The sequence below is a fragment of the Luteolibacter rhizosphaerae genome (assembly GCF_025950095.1).
GTDB lineage: Bacteria > Verrucomicrobiota > Verrucomicrobiia > Verrucomicrobiales > Akkermansiaceae > Haloferula > Haloferula rhizosphaerae.
This window is the reverse complement of record NZ_JAPDDR010000004.1, coordinates 317,695-338,384: the sequence shown is the minus strand read 5'-3', so window position 1 is coordinate 338,384 and position 20,690 is coordinate 317,695. Positions and strand designations below refer to the sequence as shown.

General features: G+C 62.0%; 19 protein-coding genes and 2 tRNA genes. 17 read left to right on the top strand and 4 right to left on the bottom strand.

The features are described from left to right. The first annotated feature begins 455 nt into the window (after positions 1 to 455). The 10 genes from OJ996_RS09710 (at position 456) to OJ996_RS09665 (ending at position 12,663) form a co-directional block, all read left to right on the top strand. Entirely contained in the window at positions 456 to 1,214 is a 759-nt protein-coding gene (locus OJ996_RS09710; RefSeq protein WP_264513353.1) for a transporter, read from the top strand. Between the two features lie 42 nt (positions 1,215 to 1,256). Continuing rightward, a complete protein-coding gene (locus OJ996_RS09705; protein WP_425605555.1) occupies positions 1,257 to 2,183 on the top strand; it encodes a metal ABC transporter substrate-binding protein in 927 nt (308 codons plus the stop codon). Beyond that, positions 2,180 to 3,097, top strand: coding sequence for a metal ABC transporter ATP-binding protein (locus OJ996_RS09700; RefSeq protein ID WP_319800686.1), 918 nt, complete (start codon positions 2,180 to 2,182; stop codon positions 3,095 to 3,097). Before OJ996_RS09705 ends, OJ996_RS09700 begins: the two co-directional genes overlap by 4 nt. Beyond that, positions 3,090 to 3,953, top strand: coding sequence for a metal ABC transporter permease (locus tag OJ996_RS09695; protein WP_264513352.1), 864 nt, complete (start codon positions 3,090 to 3,092; stop codon positions 3,951 to 3,953). Before OJ996_RS09700 ends, OJ996_RS09695 begins: the two co-directional genes overlap by 8 nt. Further along, on the top strand, positions 3,950 to 4,813 hold the full coding sequence (locus OJ996_RS09690; protein ID WP_264513351.1) for a metal ABC transporter permease: 864 nt from the start codon (positions 3,950 to 3,952) through the stop codon (positions 4,811 to 4,813). The genes OJ996_RS09695 and OJ996_RS09690 overlap by 4 nt, the downstream gene beginning before the upstream one ends. Before the next feature lie 59 nt (positions 4,814 to 4,872). Then, complete coding sequence (locus OJ996_RS09685; RefSeq protein ID WP_264513350.1) at positions 4,873 to 5,661, top strand: SDR family oxidoreductase; 789 nt, start codon at positions 4,873 to 4,875, stop codon at positions 5,659 to 5,661. 95 nt (positions 5,662 to 5,756) lie between these two features. Next, entirely contained in the window at positions 5,757 to 6,353 is a 597-nt protein-coding gene (locus tag OJ996_RS09680) for a hypothetical protein (protein ID WP_264513349.1), read from the top strand. 326 nt (positions 6,354 to 6,679) lie between these two features. Then, the gene (gene secA / locus OJ996_RS09675; protein WP_264513348.1) at positions 6,680 to 9,862 is read left to right on the top strand and encodes a preprotein translocase subunit SecA; all 3,183 of its coding nucleotides are present in this window, start codon (positions 6,680 to 6,682) and stop codon (positions 9,860 to 9,862) included. Between the two features lie 139 nt (positions 9,863 to 10,001). Continuing rightward, positions 10,002 to 11,171: a GAF domain-containing sensor histidine kinase gene (locus tag OJ996_RS09670; protein ID WP_264513347.1), complete on the top strand. Its 1,170-nt coding sequence runs from the start codon at positions 10,002 to 10,004 to the stop codon at positions 11,169 to 11,171. Between the two features lie 61 nt (positions 11,172 to 11,232). Beyond that, the gene (locus OJ996_RS09665; protein WP_264513346.1) at positions 11,233 to 12,663 is read left to right on the top strand and encodes a type IV pilus twitching motility protein PilT; all 1,431 of its coding nucleotides are present in this window, start codon (positions 11,233 to 11,235) and stop codon (positions 12,661 to 12,663) included. 221 nt (positions 12,664 to 12,884) lie between these two features. Here the strand turns inward: OJ996_RS09665 and OJ996_RS09660 are convergent, their stop codons facing one another. Beyond that, on the bottom strand, positions 12,885 to 13,301 hold the full coding sequence (locus OJ996_RS09660; RefSeq protein WP_264513345.1) for a DUF4431 domain-containing protein: 417 nt from the start codon (positions 13,299 to 13,301) through the stop codon (positions 12,885 to 12,887). Positions 13,302 to 14,105: 804 nt separating this feature from the next. Between OJ996_RS09660 and OJ996_RS09655 the strand changes: the two genes are divergently transcribed. After that, entirely contained in the window at positions 14,106 to 14,615 is a 510-nt protein-coding gene (locus OJ996_RS09655; protein ID WP_264513344.1) for a hypothetical protein, read from the top strand. 42 nt (positions 14,616 to 14,657) lie between these two features. On the opposite strand, the gene OJ996_RS09650 is transcribed toward OJ996_RS09655, so the two are convergent. The 3 genes from OJ996_RS09650 to OJ996_RS09640 form a co-directional block, all read right to left on the bottom strand. Continuing rightward, on the bottom strand, positions 14,658 to 15,074 hold the full coding sequence (locus OJ996_RS09650) for a hypothetical protein (RefSeq protein WP_264513343.1): 417 nt from the start codon (positions 15,072 to 15,074) through the stop codon (positions 14,658 to 14,660). A gap of 170 nt (positions 15,075 to 15,244) precedes the next feature. After that, positions 15,245 to 15,318 (bottom strand) — tRNA-Gln (locus tag OJ996_RS09645). Positions 15,319 to 15,347: 29 nt separating this feature from the next. Then, positions 15,348 to 15,418: transfer RNA gene (locus OJ996_RS09640), tRNA-Gln, on the bottom strand. 192 nt (positions 15,419 to 15,610) lie between these two features. Here OJ996_RS09640 and OJ996_RS09635 point away from each other — a divergent pair. From OJ996_RS09635 to OJ996_RS09610, 6 genes are all read left to right on the top strand, one after another. Continuing rightward, positions 15,611 to 16,816, top strand: a complete 1,206-nt coding sequence (locus OJ996_RS09635; protein WP_264513342.1) for a L,D-transpeptidase — start codon at positions 15,611 to 15,613, stop codon at positions 16,814 to 16,816. A 187-nt stretch (positions 16,817 to 17,003) separates the two neighbouring features. Then, positions 17,004 to 17,861: an endonuclease/exonuclease/phosphatase family protein gene (locus OJ996_RS09630; RefSeq protein WP_264513341.1), complete on the top strand. Its 858-nt coding sequence runs from the start codon at positions 17,004 to 17,006 to the stop codon at positions 17,859 to 17,861. Positions 17,862 to 17,957: 96 nt separating this feature from the next. Then, positions 17,958 to 18,938: a ThuA domain-containing protein gene (locus tag OJ996_RS09625; protein ID WP_264513340.1), complete on the top strand. Its 981-nt coding sequence runs from the start codon at positions 17,958 to 17,960 to the stop codon at positions 18,936 to 18,938. Between the two features lie 219 nt (positions 18,939 to 19,157). Next, positions 19,158 to 19,649: a transcriptional regulator NrdR gene (nrdR, locus tag OJ996_RS09620; protein ID WP_035616205.1), complete on the top strand. Its 492-nt coding sequence runs from the start codon at positions 19,158 to 19,160 to the stop codon at positions 19,647 to 19,649. Between the two features lie 79 nt (positions 19,650 to 19,728). Further along, the gene (locus OJ996_RS09615) at positions 19,729 to 20,301 is read left to right on the top strand and encodes a hypothetical protein (RefSeq protein WP_264513339.1); all 573 of its coding nucleotides are present in this window, start codon (positions 19,729 to 19,731) and stop codon (positions 20,299 to 20,301) included. A gap of 17 nt (positions 20,302 to 20,318) precedes the next feature. Next, positions 20,319 to 20,663, top strand: a complete 345-nt coding sequence (locus OJ996_RS09610; RefSeq protein WP_264513338.1) for a histidine triad nucleotide-binding protein — start codon at positions 20,319 to 20,321, stop codon at positions 20,661 to 20,663. Positions 20,664 to 20,690 lie beyond the last annotated feature (27 nt).

Here is a 20,690-nt window from a genome sequence, read left to right as displayed (position 1 = left end):
CATGGTCGGGGGCTTCCTTGCCGGGAAGCCCCCTTGCCATCTCCGCTCACACGCAGCGGATCCAGGCCATCGCCACCCCACGCGATCGCGTGTTTTCGACAAGACGCAAAATCGGCCATCGTTATAGGGACAGAAACCCCGAAAACAGATGGCGATCAACAGAACCCTCGGCTCCCGGAAAAACCGGCGTGACGACTGCCAAGTCGGCGATTGGGTAGAACACCCGGAAGTCCCCTCATGGCGATGCTCCTCGGAGGATCACACTTTCCGTAGCTTGGCCGCAGGACTCCCCGGCCCGCCCTTTGAATTCAGTCTGGTGGAGCTGACTGAAGGGGCCACCACCGTCCGCGCTTGGCTCAGGGTTGCCTGATTCATCCCGCCCGACATCTCACCGGTTTCGCAGCGCCCAAAAATTATCCTTCCCAATTAAAATTAGCCTAGGCTAATTTTGACCCATGCCTACCCCGCTAACCCGATCCGCCCTCGTCGCAGCCATGATCCCCGCGGCCTGCGCGGAAGAACTCCGCCCTCTCAGCACCGACCGTCCGGACACCACGGAGAGCCCTTACACGGTTGATGCCGGTCACTTCCAATTCGAGCTGGAGCTCGCCGCATGGGCCAAGGATGGCCGCGAGCGGGAACTCACCCTCGGCGAACTCAACGCCAAGATCGGCCTCGACCCCTCCACCGATCTTCAGTTCGTCATTCCCACCTACACCCATGTCCGTGGTGGCGACGAAGGCTTCGGCGATATCGAGATCCGCCTGAAGCGGAACCTCTGGGGCAATGACGAAGGCTCCACCGCCCTTGCGCTGATGCCCTTCATCAAGCTTCCCACCGCTCAGAACAACCTGGGCAACGGCGAGTTCGAAGGCGGTCTGATCGTCCCCTTCGCCTTCGACGGCCCCGCCGGCTGGTCCTGCGCCATCATGGCCCAAGGCAATATCGAGGCCGACGAGGATGGCAGCGGTCACCACTTCACCGCCGTGACCTCCGCCACCACCAGCCACGACCTCACCGAGAACACCGCCGTCTTCTTCGAACTCGTCAGTGTCCTCAGCGCGGAGTCTGGGGCCGATTGGGAAGCCTACTTCAATACCGGCATGACATGGGCCCTGACCCCGACTTGGCAGCTCGACGGTGGCGTGCGGCTCGGCCTCACCGATTCCGCTACGGATTTCACCCCTTTCCTCGGCCTCAGCACAAAGTTTTGATCTGAAATTTAGCCCACACTAAGATTCTACGTTGCACCGAAAATGAATTCATCCAGTTTAACCCCCGTGAAGTCTTGGCTCCTGACCGCCCTCGCCGCCCTGGCCCTTTGTGGCTGCGGGGACGGCAAGAAGGCCGCCGACTCCGGCAAGAAGCGTGTGGTGACCAGCTTTACCATCATCGCTGACATGGCCCGTGAAGTCGCCGGCGATGCCGCGATCGTCGAATCGATCACCAAGCCGGGGACGGAAATCCACGGCTACGACCCGACCCCGAAGGACATCGTGAAAGCCCAGCAGGCCGACCTCGTGCTTTGGAACGGCATGAACCTCGAACTCTGGTTCGAGAAGTTCTTCCAGAACTTGAAGGACGTCCCCAGCGCGGTTCTCACGGAAGGCGTCACGCCCATGGGCATCACCGAGGGTCCCTACACCGGCAAGCCCAACCCGCACGCGTGGATGTCTCCGGCCAATGCCGCGATCTATGTGGAGAACATCCGCAAGGCACTGGTGCAAATGGATCCGGCCAATGAGGCGACCTACAATGCCAACGCCGCCGCTTACGTCGCCAAGATCAAGGCGCTCGATGAACCCGTGCGCCAGAAGCTCGCCGCCATCCCGGAAGAACAACGCTGGCTGGTCAGCAGCGAGGGCGCCTTCTCCTACCTCTGCGCGAACTACGGCCTCAAGCAGCTCTACCTCTGGCCGATCAATGCCGATGCCCAAGGCACCCCGCAGCAGGTGCGCAAGGTCATCGACGGTGTGCGCGCCAACAAGATTCCCGTGATCTTCTCGGAGAGCACCGTGAGCGACAAGCCTGCCCAGCAGGTCGCGCAGGAAACCGGTTCCCGCTACGGCGGTGTCCTCTACGTGGACTCTCTAACCGATGAGAATGGCCCGGCTCCTTCTTACCTCAAGCTGCTCGAAGCGAATGCCGACACGATCGTGAAGGGATTCCTTCCCCATCCATGAGTTCCCGCGAACCAGCGCAGATGTTCATGCCCCGCCTCGATGTGGAGGGGGTATCGATGGTCTATGCCAACGGCCATCTCGCCCTCCACGATGCCAGCTTCCATCTCGATAGCGGCACCATCTGCGCTCTGGTCGGCGTGAATGGCAGCGGCAAGTCCACGCTCTTCAAGAGCATCATGGGCTTCCTGAAGCCGAAGGCGGGACGCGTGAGCATCAGCGGCATGCCGGTGAAGGAGGTGCTGAAGCGCAATCTCGTCGCCTACGTTCCGCAGGCGGAGGAAGTCGACTGGCAGTTCCCCGTGAGCGTGTGGGATGTGGCGATGATGGGCCGCTACGGTGCGATGAACTTCCTGCGCATCCCCCGCGCCGCCGATAAGGCGAAGGTGGAGGAAAGCCTGAAGCGCGTCTCGATGTGGGACTTCCGTGATCGCCAGATCGGCGAGCTCAGCGGCGGCCAGAAGAAGCGCGTCTTTCTCGCCCGCGCCCTCGCCCAAGGCGGACGCGTGATCCTGCTCGACGAGCCGTTCACGGGCGTCGACGTGAAGACAGAGGAAGAGATCATCGCCCTACTGCGCGAACTGCGCCGGGAGGGCTGCATCATCCTCGTCTCCACCCACAATCTCGGCAGCGTGCCGGAATTCTGTGACCAGGTGGTCCTGATCAATCGCACGGTGCTGGCCTACGGGCCCACCTGCGATGTCTTCACCGAGGACAACCTGACCAAGGCCTTCGGCGGAGTGCTGCGGCAGTTCCACTTCGAGGAATCCACCATCCAGGATCACGATGGCCGCGCCGTGCGCGTCTTGTCCGATGACGAACGCCCCCTGGTCTTCGGTAAGGATGGCCACCTCGAATACAAGGACCGCGGCCAGCATGAGGAGCTGCTGCGGAAACGATCGGAGGAGCATGACTGAGTTCCTCCAATCCCTGCTCACGCCCTTCCACTACGACTACATGCTGAAAGCCATCGGCGTGAGCGCGCTGATCGGTGGCGTCTGCGGCTTCCTCTCCGCCTTCATCACCCTGAAAGGCTGGTCGCTCATGGGCGATGCCCTCTCTCATGCGGTAGTCCCGGGGGTCGCCATCGCCTACATCGGCGGTTGGCCCTTCGCCTTGGGTGCTTTCATCGCCGGGCTCCTCTCAGCCGGCACCATGGCCTTCATCAAGGCCCAGAGCCGCATCCGCGAGGACGCGACGATCGGCATCGTCTTCACCACCTACTTCGCGCTCGGGCTGGTGCTGATCAGCCTCTATCCGGCACAGGTGGACCTGAAGGCGATCATCCTCGGCAATATTCTCGGCATCTCGGATCCGGATATCATCCAGGTGATGGTGATCAGCGCGATCACCCTGCTGGTCCTCGGCCTGAAGTGGAAGGACCTGATGCTCTTCTGCTTCGACCCGAACCAGGCCCGCACCATCGGCCTGCCCACCGGCCTGCTGCACATCATCCTGCTCACCCTGCTCGCCGCCACGTCCGTCGCCGCCCTGCAGGCGGTCGGTGCCTGCCTCGTCGTGGCCATGCTCGTGACGCCGGGAGCCACCGCCTACCTGCTCACGGATCGATTCGGGAAGATGATCCTGCTTTCCTCCGGATTGGGGGTGGGCACATCCCTCGCTGGAGCCTATGCCAGCTACTTCCTGAACGGGGCGACAGGGGGCTGCATCGTAACACTCCAGACTCTGGTGTTCCTTGGTGTCTTCATCTTTGCGCCCAAGCACGGCATACTCGCTGCCCGTCGACGGGTTGCTACCCCAGGGCAGCCATGAGCGAATTCTTTGAACCTCTGCAATTCGCCTTCATGCGCGATGCCCTTTTGCTGGGTTGCGTGATCGGAGCGATGTGCGCGGTGCTATCTTGTTTCCTCGTGCTCAAAGGCTGGTCGCTTATGGGCGACGCTATCTCGCATGCGGTGTTACCGGGGATCGTGGTTGCCTATATTGCGGGGCTACCATTGCAGCTCGGTGCCTTCGCGGCCGGGCTCGTGTGTGCGGCGGGAACCGGATTCATCAAGCGAAACAGTCGACTGAAAGAGGACACCGTCATGGGGGTGGTGTTCACCGGCCTATTCGCTTTCGGCCTGGTGCTCTTCAGTCGCACGACTCCGGACAAGCATCTGGATCACATTCTCTTGGGAAACATTCTGGGCATCGGCAAAAGCGAGATGGTCCAGAGTCTCGGGCTCGGCATCGTGGTCCTGTCGGTAACGCTGGTCCTGCGACGGGACCTGCTGCTCATTTGCTTCGACCCCGTTCAAGCCCGGGTGCTGGCCCTGCGGGATAGCTTTCTGAACTACCTGCTCTTGTCCTTGCTGGCAGGAGCCATCGTCGTCGCGATCCAAGCTGTCGGCATCATCCTCGTGGTAGCCATGCTCGTCACCCCAGGCAGCATCGCCCAGCTCTGGACCGACCGCTTCGACCGCATGCTCGGGATTGCCACGCTCTCCGCCGTGGGCTCCACGGTGGCCGGGATTTTCGCGAGCTACCACTTCGACGCGTCCACCGGCGGCTGCATCGTCCTCACCCAAGGCTGCCTTTTCTTCCTCTCCCTGCTTTTCGCGCCGAAATACGGCATCCTTGGCAGGGCCCGGATCGGCAATGGCGGCAGCGGGGGACTCAAACGCGATTGAGGACGCTGCCGACGCTCATTCCACTTGCCCCGCTGGCGTTTCCAACAAAATCTCCGGGCATGCAGACCGCCGCATTCTTCAAAGATCTTTTCGGCCTTGAGGGCCAAACCGCTGTCGTCATCGGTGGCACCGGGGAACTCTGCGGCTGCATGGCCCAAGGACTCGCCCACGCCGGCGCGGAAGTGGTCCTCGTCGGCCGCATCCGCGAGAAGGCCGAGCGCCTGCTCGCGGAGATGGAGGAATTCGGCGGCAAGGGCTACTTCCTGCCCGCCGACGTTACCTCCCGCGACTCCCTCCAGGAGCTCGTCAATCAGGTGGTGGAGCGCTCCGGCAAGGCCAGCATCCTGGTCAACGGCGCGGGCATCAATGCCCCCACCCCCTTCCTCGATATCGAGGAGGAGGAGTTCCAGCGCATCATCGACACCAACCTGACCGCTGTCTTCCGGACCTGTCAGGTCTTCGGGAAATACTTCATCAACGAGGGCATCCCGGCCTCGATCATCAATCTGGGCTCCATGTCCGGCCTGGTGCCCCTGTCCCGGGTCTTCACCTACTCCGCCAGCAAGGCGGCGGTGCACAATCTTTCCAAGAACCTTGCCCGCGAATGGGCCGAGTATTCGATCCGCGTGAACACCCTCGTCCCGGGCTTCTTCCCCGCCGAGCAGAACCGCAAGGTGCTGGACGAGAGCCGCGTGCTCGACATCCTCCGCCAGACCCCGATGAGCCGCTTCGGCAGCCCGGACGACCTCATCGGTGCCACCCTCCTGCTCGCCTCGAACAAGGCCGGCGGCTTCATCACCGGCAGCGAGATGGTGGTCGACGGCGGCTTCAACGCGATGAAGATCTAAGAAGACACGCATTGCTTGAACATCGCCTGAATCGATGTTCAAGCAGAGACAATCGATTCGGAGACCGGGAGAGGATCTGACATCCTCTTTCTCCCATGAACGCAGCTAGCTGCTATGTTGTCTCCCGGAACAATCGGCTTCTTTATTTTGCCCTTACCCTTATCCTGGGAGTTGCGCTTGCCCTCTGGGGACTCAGATTACCCGGCTTCGACCTTGGCTTTCTGGCTGCTGCTACCGTCGTCTTCCTGGTCGCCGCGCTCTTCATCATCACCCGGGTCATCGTCCGCGCTGTCTTCACGTGGAAGAAAAAGCCCGGCCTGCCCCGGCCCTTCGAGGGCGCGATCGTCTGGATCCGCCTCCTCTACACCTTCGTTCTGCTAGTTGTCCTCGGGTTCTACGGGCTGCCCTTCAAGGCGGCACTGGCCCTCAGCCGCCCCAGCCTCGACAGCTTAGCCCGGGCATCCGCTGGCGGGCAGAAGGCGAAGGAACCCTTATGGATCGGCCTATTCTGCTTCGAGTCCGTGATCGCCGAGAATGGACATCTTGAACTCACCTTTCAGAAATCGGAATTCCCGTGGGGCAAGCGCGGCCTCTACTACAGCTTCAGCGGTGCTGCTGTTGAAAGCAGGCACTATCACGATCAGGAAAACCTCGGCGGTGGTTGGTATGCGTGGCACTACGGTGGCTGGTAGTCGCGAACCGGGGATCCCGCAGCTTCAGCCTCTTGATCCCGAGATTGCGTGGCCCAGATCAAAGTTCACGGTTCATTTCCAAGGAAATGCGGCCGAATCTCCAAAGAAATCCGGCCGAATCTGCTTATCGCCAGAGCCTCGGGTTACTATTTTTGGGCAAGCCTCATGCCGTTTTCAGCCGGGCCGATGACACATGAGGTAATGCTTTCCCCCACAGCCGCTACAATCCGGTGCAAAAGCACCCTTCCACGCCGCTTGCACAGCAGCCCTTCCACGTGTATTGCGTGCGCCCCGGCAGCAACTCCGGTGCCCTACCTGCCCAACAAATGATCAAGTGGATCCTTCAGAAAATCGTCGGCTCGAAGAACCAGCGTGAAATCCGCCGGATCCGCCCGACCGTCGAGCGAATCAAGGAAATCGAGGAGGCCCTGCAGCGGGAACCCGAGGAAAAACTGCGGGAAATGACCGCCAAGTGGAAGGAATCCCTTTCCCGCTACCACGCGCTTGAGGTGGCCACCAAGCCGCAGTTGGAGCGCATGGGGAAGGCCGGCTTGGAAGAAGCCGCCGTCTACATGAACGGCCGCCTGCAGCGCCTGCGCGACGATTTTCCGAGCCTGCCCGCCAAGGTGGATGCCACCGTGGCCTCGATCGAAGCGGCCAAGACTGCCTTCCACGAGATCGAGGGCGATTTCATCAAGCTCCGCGCCAAATATCTGGAGCAGATCCTGCCGGAAGCCGCCGCCGTGGTGAAGAACGGCGCCCGCCGCATGTGTGGCAGCACCATCAATGTCTGCGAACACGACCTGAAATGGGAGATGGTCCACTTCGACGTGCAGCTCATCGGCGGTATCGCCCTGCACCGCGGGATGATCGCGGAAATGATGACCGGTGAGGGCAAGACCCTCGTCGCCACCATCCCGACCTACCTGAACGCGCTCACCGGCCTCGGCGTTCACGTCATCACCGTGAACGACTACCTCGCCCGACGCGACTCGGAGTGGATGGGTTCGCTCTACAAGTATCTCGGCCTGACCGTCGGCTGTATCCAGAACCAGATGCCGCCTTGGGACCGCCGCCAGCACTACGCCTGCGACATCACCTACGGGACCAACTCGGAGTTCGGCTTCGACTACCTGCGCGACAACGGCATGGCCTCCACCCGCGATGAGCAGGTGCAGCGCGGCCACTACTTCGCGGTGATCGACGAAGTGGACTCGATCCTGATCGACGAGGCCCGCACGCCGCTGATCATCTCCGGCCCCTCCTCCGTCTCCAGCCACCAGTTCGACAAGTACAAGCCGCTCGTCGAACAGATCGTCCGCCAGCAGACCCTGCTCTGCAACGACCTGATCGTGGAGGCCAAGAAGTTCCAAGAAGCCGGCGAAATGGGCGAAGCCGGTCGCGCGCTGTTCAAGGTCAAGCTCGGCCAGCCGCGCAACCGCCAGCTGATGCGCATGATGCAGGAGCCGGACATCCGTCGCCTGCTTGAGAAGACCGAGCTGTCCTTCTACCAGGATGCGCAGAAGAAGGAACTCTTCGACCTGAAGGAAGAACTCTTCTTCACCATCGACGAGAAGAGCCACGACTCCGACCTCATGGAGAAGGGCCGCAGCTTCCTCTCCCCGGATGATCCGGATTCCTTCACCCTGCCCGATATCGGCACGCTCTACGCGGATATCGACTCGAATGTGAAGCTCAACGACGAGCAGCGCGCCGAAGCCAAGGAGCAACTCCAGCAGAAGCTCGATTCGCAGGCGGAGAAGATGCATAACATCTCCCAGCTCCTGAAGGCCTACTGCGTCTACGAGAAGGACGTGCAGTACGTGGTGAAGGAAGGCAAGGTGATCATCGTCGACGAAAACACCGGCCGCGAAATGCCCGGCCGCCGCTGGTCCGACGGCCTCCACCAAGCCGTGGAAGCGAAGGAAAACGTGGCGATCGAGAAGGAGACCCAGACTTTCGCCACCATCACCATCCAGAACTACTTCCGCCTTTACGAAAAGCTGGGCGGCATGACCGGCACCGCCGAAACGGAAGCCGCGGAGTTCTCCGATATCTACAAGCTGGACGTGCTGCCGATCCCGACCAACCGGCCGAACCAGCGCAAGGACCGCAACGACCAAGTCTTCAAGACCCGCCGCGAGAAGTACAACGCGGTGATCAAAACGATCGAGGAAGCCCACGGAAAGGGCCAGCCGATCCTCGTCGGAACGGCCTCCGTGGAAGCTTCCGAGACGGTCTCGCGCATGCTCAAGCGCAGCAAGATCCCGCACACGGTGCTGAACGCGAAGTACCACATGCAGGAGGCCGAGATCGTGTCGAATGCCGGCCAGAAGGGCGCGGTGACCGTCTCCACCAACATGGCCGGCCGCGGCACCGACATCAAACTCGGCGCCGGCGTCTCCGAACTCGGCGGCCTTTTCGTCATCGGCACGGAGCGCTACGAGTCCCGCCGTGTCGACCGCCAGCTCCGCGGCCGTTGCGCCCGCCAGGGCGATCCGGGCCTGAGCCAGTTCTTCATCTCCTTCGAAGACGACCTGATGCGTAACTTCGCCGCCGCCGACCGCATGACGGCGATGATGGAGCGCTTCGGCATGCAGGAGGGCGAAGCCCTCGAGCACGCTTGGCTGAACAAATCGGTCGAAACCGCCCAGAAGCGCGTCGAACAGCGCAACTACACCTGGCGCAAGCGGGTGCTCGAGTTCGACGACGTGATGAACAAGCAGCGCGAGGTCGTCTACGGCTACCGCAACGAGGTGCTCACCACCGAGGAGCCGCGCGACTTGGTCAACGAGATCATCGAGAAGGTCATCCCGGGCAAGGTTCAGGAGTTCTTGGCCGACCGCGACGAGGCCAATCCGGACTACAACGAGCTGATGCACTGGGTGAACACCACCCTGCCGATCCGCGTGACCCCGGAAGACCTGAGCGTGGAATCCAAGTCCGCCGAGGAGATCGCCGAGTTCCTCATCCAGCGCGTCAAGGAGACCTATCAACTCCGCGTGGACGGCTTGCCGCCCGAGATCCTCGATGCGGAAGAGCGCCGCATGATGCTCGCCGCGATTGACCGCCAGTGGCAAGCGCACCTCTACAACATGGATGCCCTGCGCGAGGGCGTGCACCTGCGTGCCCAAGGCCAGAAGGATCCGCTGGTGGAATACAAGAACGAGGCCTACGAGCTCTTCTCCCAACTGATGGCCAGCATCGAAGGGGAAGCACTCCAGAACCTCTTCCGCTCCGCCGGCAATCTGGAAGCCATCCTGCGCCAGCTCCACGGCATGCCGCAGCAGCTCCAGAGCGCGGAGGTTTCCCAGCCGATCGGTCGCGCCAATGTCGCCTCCACCTCGAACTCCGGCAATGCCCTCGTGGATGACAGCAGCGGCGAGGTGAAGCTGAACCTGCCCAAGCGCCGCCCGCCGAGCTTCGACATCGACCAGATGGGCCGCAATGCCCCCTGCCCGTGCGGCTCCGGCAAGAAGTACAAGCAGTGCTGCGGCAAGGAAGGCTGAGCCCTTTCCCGTTACAAACAGATCATGAAAGGCGAAGGAGCCATCCTTCGCCTTTTCCTTTCCGGCCTAACCTGCAAAAGAGCCTGAAAGCGGAACTTGCAGCATCGCTAATAAAAAGATAAGTGCACCGCGTTGCCGCATGTTCAATCATTCCTCGTCCGACCAAGCCCGCCTTGATTCCTTGACCAGCTCGGGACTGCTGAGCGGCAAGACGGACATGGACTTCGATCGCGTCACCGCGCTCGCCGCGCGCATGCTCAAAGTCCCGGCATGCCTTGTCACACTGGTAGACCATGATCGACAGGTGTTCGCTGGAGCCTGCGGAATACCAGAGGCTTACGCCGAGAAGCGCGAGACCCCTCTCAGCCACTCCTTCTGCAAGCACGTGGTGACCCTGCGCCGTCCCTTGGTGATCACCGATGCGCGCACCGACCCCTTCGTCATGTCGAACCCGGCGGTGACGGAACTGGGGGTAAATGCGTATCTCGGTTTCCCCCTCGTCGCACCGGATCACCATATCTACGGTGCCTTCTGCGTGATCGATGTGAAGCCCCGCGAGTGGACCGAGGAAGAGATCGCCCTGATCCGTGACTTTACCGCCATCGTGGCCGAGCAGATCGAGCTCCACGTGGCGAAACGCCGCGAGCGGACCATTACCGACGTGCTCATCCACGATCTCCGCTCACCGCTGTCCAGCATCCGGCTGATCTCCGGACTGCTCACCGAGCAGAAGATCCCCGCCGATCGCCTGCAGGCACTCGGCGGCACGCTCACGGATTCCGCAGAGCGCATCGCTCACCTTCTCCGCGCCGTGGAAGACCTGCACCGCGATGAGGCCGGCGGCTGCCGCGATCTCGGACGCCTGCTCGACTCTCACATGAACGAGATCGGCGACACCGCCTTGGAGAAAGGCCTCTCGCTGCGCCGCGAATACACCGCCTACCCCCTGCCCATCGCCACGGCCGAATGGGTGATCGGGCAGATCGCGGAGAACCTGCTGGGCAACGCCGTGAAGTTCACCCCCCGCGGCGGCGAGATCCGCGTGACCATCGGTAGCGAAGGCCCCTCCGGCTTCTTCACCATCGAGGACAACGGCCCCGGCTTCCAAGCCGACGACTACCCCCGGCTCTTCAAGCGCTACGCCCGCCTCAGCGCCCTGCCCACCGGCAACGAGATTTCCACCGGCCTCGGCCTGTCGATCGTGAAGCGCCTCGCCGATCGCGCGGGCGGCAGCGTCACGCTCCTCAGCAAGCCGGGCGAAGGAGCCCGCTTCAAGGTCAGCTTCCCGCTCGGCCTGTCCCTGCGCTGAAGCGCTCCCGACAAATCCCGGCACTTGCGGCATTGGAAGGGAGCGATTCCTTTCCTCCGCCATGGCGCTCATCGATACCTTCCTGAAGCTGATGCTGGAGAAGCGCGCCGAGCGCTTGATCCTCGTCTCGGATGCCGTCCCCTATCTTCTGAAGCAAGGCGAGACCATCGAGCTCTCAATGCCCTCCCTGCGCACGGAGATCCTCCAGCGCATGGCCGGCGAGATCACGGGGACAGAACCCGGGGCCGCCCGGCAGGAAGGCCGCTTCACCTCCGCGGACGAGACCGAGTTCGGCTACCACATCCATTCCTCCGGCGCGGAGTTCCGCATCGAGATCCACGCCCTAGGAGCACCGCCGCCGCCCGAGCCCAGCAAGGCGGACGAGCTGTTAGAAGGCCTGATCAATCCGCCGTCCTCCCCTTCCCCGGTCCTCGCCAGCGCCCCGGATCTGCTCTCCCTGATCGACCAGGCCACCACCGCGGAGACCTCCGATATCTTCCTCTCCTCCGGCAAGCCGCCACGCGTCCGCCGCCGCGGCCTGATCGCCCGTATCGACGCCCCCGTTCCGGAAGCCGCCCAGATCCTCCAGCTGATCCCGGACGATTCCGCTCGTCAGGAGTTCGAACGCCTCGGCCATGTGGATTTCGCCCTCCGCTACAATCTCTCGGACGGCGTCCGGCGCTTCCGCGTGAATGTTTTCCGCCACATCGATGGTGTGGCCGCCGCGCTCCGCCCCATCCGACAACGGATCCCCTCCTTGGCGGAGCTCAATCTCCCGGACTCCCTGCTCGATCTCGTCGCCTACCCCAGCGGCCTCGTCCTGGTCACGGGCACCTCGGGCTCGGGGAAATCGACCACCCTCGCCGCCCTCGTCGATCACCTGAACCGCAGCCGCCCGCGCCACGTCATCACCATCGAGGACCCGATCGAATTCGAGCATCGCGAGGCCCAGTGCCTGATCCACCAGCGCGAAGTGGGATCGGATGTGGAGAGCTTCAGCGAAGGTCTCCGCGCCTCCCTCCGCGAGAATCCGGATGTCATCCTGTTAGGTGAACTCCGCGACCTGCCCACCATCACCGCCGCTCTCACCGCGGCGGAGACCGGCCATCTCGTCCTCGCCACCCTTCACTCCGGCAGCGCCAGCTCCGCGGTGAATCGCATCGTCGACGTCTTTCCCGGCCACCAACAGCGCCTCGTCCGCATCCAGCTCGCCTCCTCGCTCCGCGCCGCCGTCTCGCAGCGCCTCGTGCCCACCCGCAGCAAGGGCATGATCCCCGCCATCGAGAAACTCATCGTCACCCCCGCCGTCGCCACCGGCATCCGCGAGGGCCAGGACCACTACCTGCGCAATGCCATGCTGACCGGCACCGAGGAAGGCATGATCACCCTAGAACGATCCCTCGCCGCTTTGGTGAAGAAAGGCACCATCGATCTGGATACCGCCACCCGGCATGCGATGGATCCCCAGGCGCTCGCGCACCTTTTGGAGTGAGATCCATTACCAGCCAATCAATGGACCATCATGTGCCAGCCGGAGGCGATGAGCGCGGAGACGGAGACGAGCGCGAGCAAGGCCACACAGACCTTCTCGACGCGGGTTACTGGAGGGAGATCGCGAGTCATGAGGACCACACCCTAACACTTCGTAGATTTACGACAGCTACGTGATCCCGTGTTAGAAGTGACTCTGCACGAACCACACGCAGCTACCCCTCACTTGCCCAGCTCCTTAACGCCCTCGACATGGAAGAGAAAGGCCGTGCGGTGATGCCGCGTGTGCGCCGGGATGATCCGGCCCGTGATCTCCACCGGCTTCCCGCGGAACTTGGCGATCTTCCCCTGCAACTCCTCGGACACCACGAGATGGAACAGATCGAGCTTTGCTTTCACCGCTTCATCTTCATCCGCGATCTTTCCTTCGCACTCCACCTCATTGGGTGTTGCCAGCACCCAGGCACTCTGGGTCGTGCCCAGTTCGACCTCGTCGGGCACCGGAAAGGAGAACTCGTTGATCACCCCGCGCAGCGTGGTGTTCTCCTTGTCGGAAGCCTTCGCCGGCGTCGCGGTGAAGATCTCGGCCGAGAAGGCACTCGCCAGCAGGATCAGGAACAAGGGGAGGAAACGCTTCATCCCTCATCCGATCATGAATAGCCGCCGACATCAACTCCTCAACTCGCGCACTTGTGCCATCCATCCCCGTAGTGAGGCGGAGCTTCTCTTTCCTTCGAGCGCTGCCATAACTTCGCCGTGAAGCTCGCCCTACACCGTTCCATCACCTTCTGGTCCGGCGTACTCCTCATGGGGTTTATCGCTTGGGGTTGGTGGCATTCGATGACGAACAACGGCACCTTATGCCTTGGGCGTATTCGCGGAGAGCATGGCGGGACCGGAGTCATCTTAAGATACAATGCGGCGGAGAAGGACTGGAGCGCGAGGAGTCGAAAAGGGTTCACCCTAGTCCAGAAAGAGTGGCAGTTGGTTGAGATGCGCCCGGTAAGATGGGATATCTATTTTGCTACTCCAAAGGAACTACATCTTCCCCGCATTCCTTCCCCATGGCAGTGGCCAACTGGCACGACGAACTTCTCCACCGGAACGAGGACAGGCTTTGATTGCGCTGTTTTTATTCCCCATTGGCTCGTCCTTCTATCCGTAGCCCTCCCATGGTCCGCCCTCCTGCTCTGGCGGGCGAAACGGAGGAAAAGGGCGACAAGTATCGCAAAGTGAACCCGCTCCGACGGGAAGCAGCGGGTCTTTTGTTGCCCGCCATTCTCTCGCGTAGTTACTCTTTTGCCATCGGGATCGGGGTGTGCTGTCCAGCGGCGTCCGCAAGGGCCCCAGCGTTCTGAGCAACCCGATCTCGATACTCTTGTTGGCACATCCTCGGAGGATGATCCTTGCCGCGATCTCTTGCAGACCCCCGAATCTCGTCTCGTGAAGCTCGCCCTGCACCGCTCCATCACCTTCTGGTCCGGCATCCTCATGATGGTATTCATCTGCTGGGCATGGTGGGACTCGTTGAAGTCTACGACCCAACCGATGTGGGGGTCCTGCATGATGGAGAGCCAAGGCGGTGCGCTGAGCTTTACCTATCGTCCTTCAGGGCGCCGTCCTGGCTGGGAGTTCTTCCGGAACGATTACAGCAGACCGATCTCTCGACTGTTCCCGGCTCCCCATTTCATCCGGGGCGGCATCGAGCACGCCGATCCCAAAACGCGGCAATCCTACGCAACCAAATCCGACGGAGCCCCCATGACGCCGCGGGAATCAGATGCGATGAACATGATGTACCGGACGGACCGTGACTGGCTGCTCAGCATTCCTTTCTGGCTCCACCTTCTTGCCTTCGCTCTGTTATGGTCCATCCTGCTGCTCTGGCGAGCGAAACGAAGAAACAAGGCCGCGGAGACAACACCTCTCCTTCGTGGCAGCACTCAGACCTGATAACGGCCCCGGACCGCAGCAATCGCCAAGCAAGCTCGCCTCCTACTCATACTCCTTCAAGAGCGCCCCGAGTTGCTTCGCGAATTCGACTTCAAAGGCCTGAGTCTTGAAAAAGTCATCCCCTACCTGACGTCGCGCATGCCGATCCACCCATAGGAAAGGTGCCTCGCTGACGGCGGTCGAAAATTGAAGGGTTCTCGTAGGATGTACTCCATGAGAAGATATCCAAACGGAGATGTGGGGGAAGCCGATGGCTACACCAACCACCTCCGAATCCCCGTGGCTCATCAACTCACAGTAGCGGCGAATTGCCTCTGCATTCTTTGGCTTGAGCAACACCACTTCCACCTGGCGGGTCTGTTTGTCGTAGCGCTGCAGCCTGGCATCTCCATTGCGAAGAATCTCGATCGAATGGATGTTGGAGGAATCCTCGTGACCCGGTGAATAGCTGACCTTCATCAAGAATTTCGGGTCCGCGCCTAGGGTAGAGAACTTGGGGCCCTCGCCTAGAAACGCGTTTAAGCCAATCAGTATCCCAGCAAACAAGGAAGCCGCTCCCAAAATAAAGCTGAGGGACCCAATGCCCTTCCTCTCGTGCGGCCGCAATTCATCTAAGTGAATGAAGCGAGTGGCAGTCCTGCCTGGATTCGAACCAAGACGAACAGAGTCAGAATCTGTTGTGCTACCGTTACACTACAGGACTGTTGGCCAGCCATGCTCTCTTCAGAAGAGCAGCCCCCCCAGGACTCGAACCTGGAAAGACGGAATCAAAATCCGTAGTGTTACCATTACACCAAGGGGCTCTTCGGCGTCGGAGCGCGGACGCTAGGGTCCGGATTTTGGTTTGGCAATGCGGAATTTGAGAGCTTTTTCATCCGGGCCCCGCATCACCCCCCGGGCGGCTGCAAGCCGTTGAAAACCGTTAGGCTTCCCGGCGTGACAATTCGGGGGTTTCTGGAATAGTCCCCGCGTCCCGACCTTCAGAAATACCGAAGATGTTCCGGAAATCGCTCGCCCTCGCTTTCATTGCCGCCGCATGCCCCGTCCTTGCCGAAGAGCAGGCTCTTCGCGCATTGCCCGTGGATCCCTCTGAGATCACCCCGGAAAAGACGGAGGCCCTGCCTACCGCCCCGGTCACGCCCCCCGCTCCTGCCGCGGAGATCACTCCCCTGCCCCTCGGCTCGGTGAAGGTCCCGCTGCCGAAGACGAACGTGAAGACCGACGCCCCGGCGGACATCGCGAACCTGCCCACCGGCGAGGACGCCGTCCGCCTCCAGATCTTCCTCGATCAATCGAATTTCGGCCCCGGCGTGATCGACGGGAAGCCCGGCCGCTTCACCGTTCAGGCGGTGGATTCTTGGAACGAAGTGCACGGTCACTCCACCGGCGATCTCGGCCCGATCATGGAAGCCGCGCGCAAGGCCGTGCCGCACCCCTTCGCCACCGCCATCGTGCCGGAAGTCGCGCCGAAGTGGGTCAATACCGGCCTCTCCCACAACCGCGCCGCGCAGGCGCAGGCGAAGCGCATGAGCTACCGCAGCATCGCCGAGTTCATGTCCGAGCGCTTCCACACGGATGTCGAGTTCGTGCTGGAGATCAATGGCAGCAAGAACACCTGGGGCGTGAAGCCCGGCCAGACCCTCATCGTGCCGAACGTGAAGCCCTTCCGCATCGAGGAGATCACCGGCAAGCGCTACGAGGCGGATCCGGTCATGTCCGAGCGCCACGCCGTGGTGGATACCAAGAAGAACCAAGTCCGAATCTTCGAAGGCGCACCGCCGGCCCTGCTCGTCGAGGAGGAGGAAGTCGTCTCCGACAAGCCCGTGCTGGTGAAGCCCAAGCCGATCGCGAACCGCGCCTTGGTCGCCTCTTTCCCCATCACCCCGGGCAAGCCGCAGTTCATCCACTACGGCACTTGGAAGCTCAACAACAGCGTGGAGCTCCCGGTCTGGCGCTTCGACAAGTCCCTGCTCGAAACCGGCAAGCGCAGCAACAACGCGCTCAACATCCCGCCCGGCCCGAATAGCCCGGTGGGTATCATCTGGAATGGTCTCAGCCGCCCCGGCATCGGCCTCCACGGCACCTCGGATCCGGAGACGATCGGCCGCGCCCGCAGCGCCGGTTGCATCCGCCTCGCGAATTGGGATGCCATCCGTATCCCCACCCTGATCCGTCCGGGTGCCACAGTCGAGGTGCGCTAAGCGAGAGCCGCGACAAGGACACACAAGCAGACTTCGCTGCGGCGCTTCTCACACGAAGCGCCGCAATGCTGTAGCGGGATCGAGACGACGCCACATGAGGGGGACCACCAAAGCCATTGCCACACTGCTCGGAGGCCTCTGCCTCCTGCTCCTTCCCGGCTGCCGGAGAGAAGCACCGCGCAGGGCCGTGAGTGTGGAAGAAAGCGGCCAACTCCGCCTCACCCTCGCCACCTTCAACATCCGCTACGAGGGCGATAGCGACATCGGCTGGCGTGCCTGGCCGAATCGCATCGGCCGCGTCACGAAGACCATCCGCGGCATGAATGCGGATGTGATGGGCGTGCAGGAGGCCCTGCATGGCCAGTGCGCCGATCTCCAGGCCTCGCTCACCGATTACGGCTTCTACGGCGTGGGTCGGGATGATGGCGATCGCAAGGGCGAGTATGCCGCCATCTTCTACCGCCGCGATCGCTTCGAGCCGGACATCACCGAACAAGGCACCTTCTGGCTCTCCGATACTCCGGACAAGCCGGGCTCCATGAACTGGGGGAATAGCTACCCGCGCGTGGTCACCTGGATGCGCTTGATCGATCGCGCCAGCTCGAAGGCCTTCTACGTCTTCAACACGCACTGGGACCACCGCAACCAACCCTCCCGCGAGCGCGCCGCGGTGCTGATCTCGCAGCGCATCAATGCGCGCCAGTTCACGGATGACCCTGTCGTCCTTTTGGGTGACTTCAATGCCGCCGATGCGAACCCGGCCTTCGGCTATTTCACCGGCAGGAAGGTGAGTCTCTCCGGTGCCGCGGTGCAGCCGCTGCAGAGCCCGCTCACCGATGTCTTCCGCGTGAAGGTGCCGCCCGGCGGCCGCAGCCAGCAGACCCTGCATCTCTGGCGGGAGCTACAGGAGGCGTGGCCGCGCATCGATCACATCCTGGTCTCGCATGGTGCCAAGGTGGAGGCCACCGGCATCCAGCGCGCCCCCCGGATCGAGGAGCGTCCCTCCGATCATTTCCCGGTGTGGGCGACGGTCAGTTGGCCTTGAGAACCTGTTTGGTTTTTCGGTCTTTTCTGCGTTTTCCTGCGGAGACCTTGCGTCCGTGGCAAGAAGGCGCTTGGCTGCGCGGTATTCCGAAAACCGATGAAGACCGCGTTCCGCACACTCCTTCCGCTTGCCCTCACGCTCACCGCTCTCGCCGATGATCCATGGCTGGTCTTCGAGGGCTCCAAGGGCCCCGGCAAGGGCAAGCACGTGGTACTGGTAAGCGGCGATGAAGAATACCGCTCCGAGGAAGCACTGCCGATGCTCGGCAAGATGCTGGCAGAAAAGCACGGCTTCAAATGCACCGTGCTCTTCCCGATCGATCCGGCTTCCGGTGAGATCAATCCGAAGGAGCAGACGAATATCCCCGGCCTCGCCGCGATCGATTCCGCGGACTTCCTCGTCTTCGGCCTGCGCTTCCGCGAGCTCCCGGATGCGGACATGAAGCACATCGTGGACTACGTGGAAGCGGGCAAGCCGCTGCTCGGCATGCGCACCTCCACCCATGCCTTCAACTACACCCGCAAGAAGGACAGCCCCTACGCCTCCTGGTCCTTCAATTCCGATGGCGGCTTCGGTAAGAAGGTGCTCGGCGAGACATGGATCAATCACCACGGCGACCACGGTTCCCAGAGCACCCGCGGCGTGATCGAGGAGTCTAACAAGAGCCATCCCCTGCTCACCTGCGTGGAAGATGTCTGGGGCCCCACCGATGTCTACGGCGTGACCAAGCTGCCCGATGACGCCACCGTGCTCCTGCGCGGTCAGGTCATCGCCGGCATGAAGCCGGAGGATAAGGCGGTGGAGGGCAAGAAGAACGAACCGATGATGCCCGTCGCTTGGGTACGTGAGCGCAAGCTCGACGGCGGCAAGACCCAGAAGGTCATCTGCACCACCATGGGTGCCGCCACCGACTTCATTTCGCCCGGTCTCGCCCGCTTCGTCACGAACTCGGTCTACTGGGGCACCGGCCTGAAGGTTCCGGCCAAGCTCGATACCGCGCCGGTCGGCAAGTACGAGCCGACCAATTTCGGCTTCGATGGCTTCAAGAAGGGCGTGAAGCCTGCCGATCTGAAGTAAGATCCGACGCCATCATTCTCTTTACGAAAATGCCCGCTACCCATGGTAGCGGGCATTTTTGCAATTCGGCACATGCTTGCTTACCGATGCCGGAAGATTCTTGAAATATCGTTAAAGCTTCCCCGAACATCGGCGGCCATCTACTAAATATTGCGTAGTTTTCACGTTGACCATGCCATGGGTGGTATTTAGTCTGCGCGTCAGCTTTTTCGGGGATTCATGCGGTGCGTTCAATGCGGTTCATTCAAGGACAAGGTGCTCGACTCGCGGATGTCGAAGGACGGCACCACGATCCGCCGACGCCGCGAATGCCTGGGCTGCACCTACCGCTACACCACTTACGAGCAGATCGAACGCACCGAACTGCGCGTGGTGAAGCGGGATGGAACCCGCGAAGCCATTCATCGCGAGAAGATCATCGGCGGCATGATCAAGGCCTGCGAGAAGCGCCCGGTCTCCATGGATCGCCTCGATCGCGCCGTGGAAGAGATCCTCACGGAACTCCATCAGGACCACCTGTCCGAAGTCCCCTCCTCGAACATCGGAGCGAAGGTGATGGAGAAGCTCCATCAGATCGATCCGGTGGCCTACGTCCGCTACGTCTCCGTTTACCGGCAGTTCGAGGATGTTGGCGAATTCATCCGCGAGATCCAGGCACTGGAGCGCCGACCATCGCGCGATCCGATGCAGCGCCGCCTGTTCAAGGACTGACCCCTTTCCCTTATCGCCCTGCTGTTGCAACCCCGAACCCCGCCCACACCCGCCCCACCTTGATCCGAACCACCCTGACGTGATCTCCCTTATCGGCTCCCGCCCCGCCATCCAGGTGGGGCGCCATCAAGTGATGAACTACGACACCGCCTGGCTGGCGGTGGCCCTGCGTCGTGCCGCCCTCGCGGCCGAACGCCACGACTTCCCATTCGTCGATGAAATCCGGATGGGCATCGAGAAGTACTTGGAGACGAAATGCCCGCTGAATCTCCTGCCGCTCCCGGACCTGTTCGACCGGATGCGCCACATGCTGGTGCGGATCGGCTGCGAGAGCATCGCGGAGAAGCTCGAACCGCTGGCACCACCCGTGCCGCTCTCGCTGGTGAAGCTGGCGAAGGATGCGGGTAATGGCTTCGAGCTGGCCTTCTACGGCCTGCTGCGGGACGAGCTCAACGAACTGCGGAATGCCGGCGCGGAGGAGATCCGCTTCACCGGCCTGAAGGAGGCCGCGCTCATCCTCTGCTCGGTGGAGAAGTGGGACCAGCGCTGCGATGTCCTGCTTGCCGATCTGCGCAGCTTCCTCGATGAGATCGACCGCGATCGCCATCCCATGCGCAGGCCGATGCGACTCAGGCTGGATGCCGAGCGCTGAAGACCCTAGCTTTCCGCATGTCCAAGACCATTTTCGAGAAGATCATCGCCCGCGAGATCCCCGGGGACTTCCTCTACGAGGACGATCTCTGCGCCTGCTTCCGGGATATCAATCCGGGCGCACCGGTGCATCTCCTGCTCGTGCCGAAGCGGCTCATCCCGCGCATCGCGGAGGCACAAGATGGCGATCAGGAACTGCTCGGACACCTGCTTCTCACCGCCCGCAGGGTCGCCTTGGAGCAGGGCTTGGGCGAAACCGGCTTCCGCTTGGTCATCAACAATGGCTCCGATGGCGGCGAGACCGTGCCCCATCTCCACATCCATATCTTGGGGGGCCGGGAGCTCGATTGGCCTCCGGGCTGATCGTTAGATTGCGCATGGTGCGATCTC

Bases quoted from the DNA above. Each gene is read 5' to 3' on its own strand.
- OJ996_RS09685 (WP_264513350.1), top strand. From the start codon at position 4,873: ATGCAGACCGCCGCATTCTTCAAAGATCTTTTCGGCCTTGAGGGCCAA.
- OJ996_RS09700 (WP_319800686.1), top strand. From the start codon at position 2,180: ATGAGTTCCCGCGAACCAGCGCAGATGTTCATGCCCCGCCTCGATGTG.
- OJ996_RS09680 (WP_264513349.1), top strand. From the start codon at position 5,757: ATGAACGCAGCTAGCTGCTATGTTGTCTCCCGGAACAATCGGCTTCTT.
- OJ996_RS09670 (WP_264513347.1), top strand. From the start codon at position 10,002: ATGTTCAATCATTCCTCGTCCGACCAAGCCCGCCTTGATTCCTTGACC.
- nrdR (WP_035616205.1), top strand. From the start codon at position 19,158: ATGCGGTGCGTTCAATGCGGTTCATTCAAGGACAAGGTGCTCGACTCG.
- OJ996_RS09665 (WP_264513346.1), top strand. From the start codon at position 11,233: ATGGCGCTCATCGATACCTTCCTGAAGCTGATGCTGGAGAAGCGCGCC.
- OJ996_RS09625 (WP_264513340.1), top strand. From the start codon at position 17,958: ATGAAGACCGCGTTCCGCACACTCCTTCCGCTTGCCCTCACGCTCACC.
- OJ996_RS09660 (WP_264513345.1), bottom strand. From the start codon at position 13,301: ATGAAGCGTTTCCTCCCCTTGTTCCTGATCCTGCTGGCGAGTGCCTTC.
- OJ996_RS09610 (WP_264513338.1), top strand. From the start codon at position 20,319: ATGTCCAAGACCATTTTCGAGAAGATCATCGCCCGCGAGATCCCCGGG.
- OJ996_RS09710 (WP_264513353.1), top strand. From the start codon at position 456: ATGCCTACCCCGCTAACCCGATCCGCCCTCGTCGCAGCCATGATCCCC.
- OJ996_RS09690 (WP_264513351.1), top strand. From the start codon at position 3,950: ATGAGCGAATTCTTTGAACCTCTGCAATTCGCCTTCATGCGCGATGCC.
- OJ996_RS09635 (WP_264513342.1), top strand. From the start codon at position 15,611: ATGTTCCGGAAATCGCTCGCCCTCGCTTTCATTGCCGCCGCATGCCCC.
- OJ996_RS09695 (WP_264513352.1), top strand. From the start codon at position 3,090: ATGACTGAGTTCCTCCAATCCCTGCTCACGCCCTTCCACTACGACTAC.
- secA (WP_264513348.1), top strand. From the start codon at position 6,680: ATGATCAAGTGGATCCTTCAGAAAATCGTCGGCTCGAAGAACCAGCGT.
- OJ996_RS09705 (WP_425605555.1), top strand. From the start codon at position 1,257: ATGAATTCATCCAGTTTAACCCCCGTGAAGTCTTGGCTCCTGACCGCC.
- OJ996_RS09650 (WP_264513343.1), bottom strand. From the start codon at position 15,074: ATGAAGGTCAGCTATTCACCGGGTCACGAGGATTCCTCCAACATCCAT.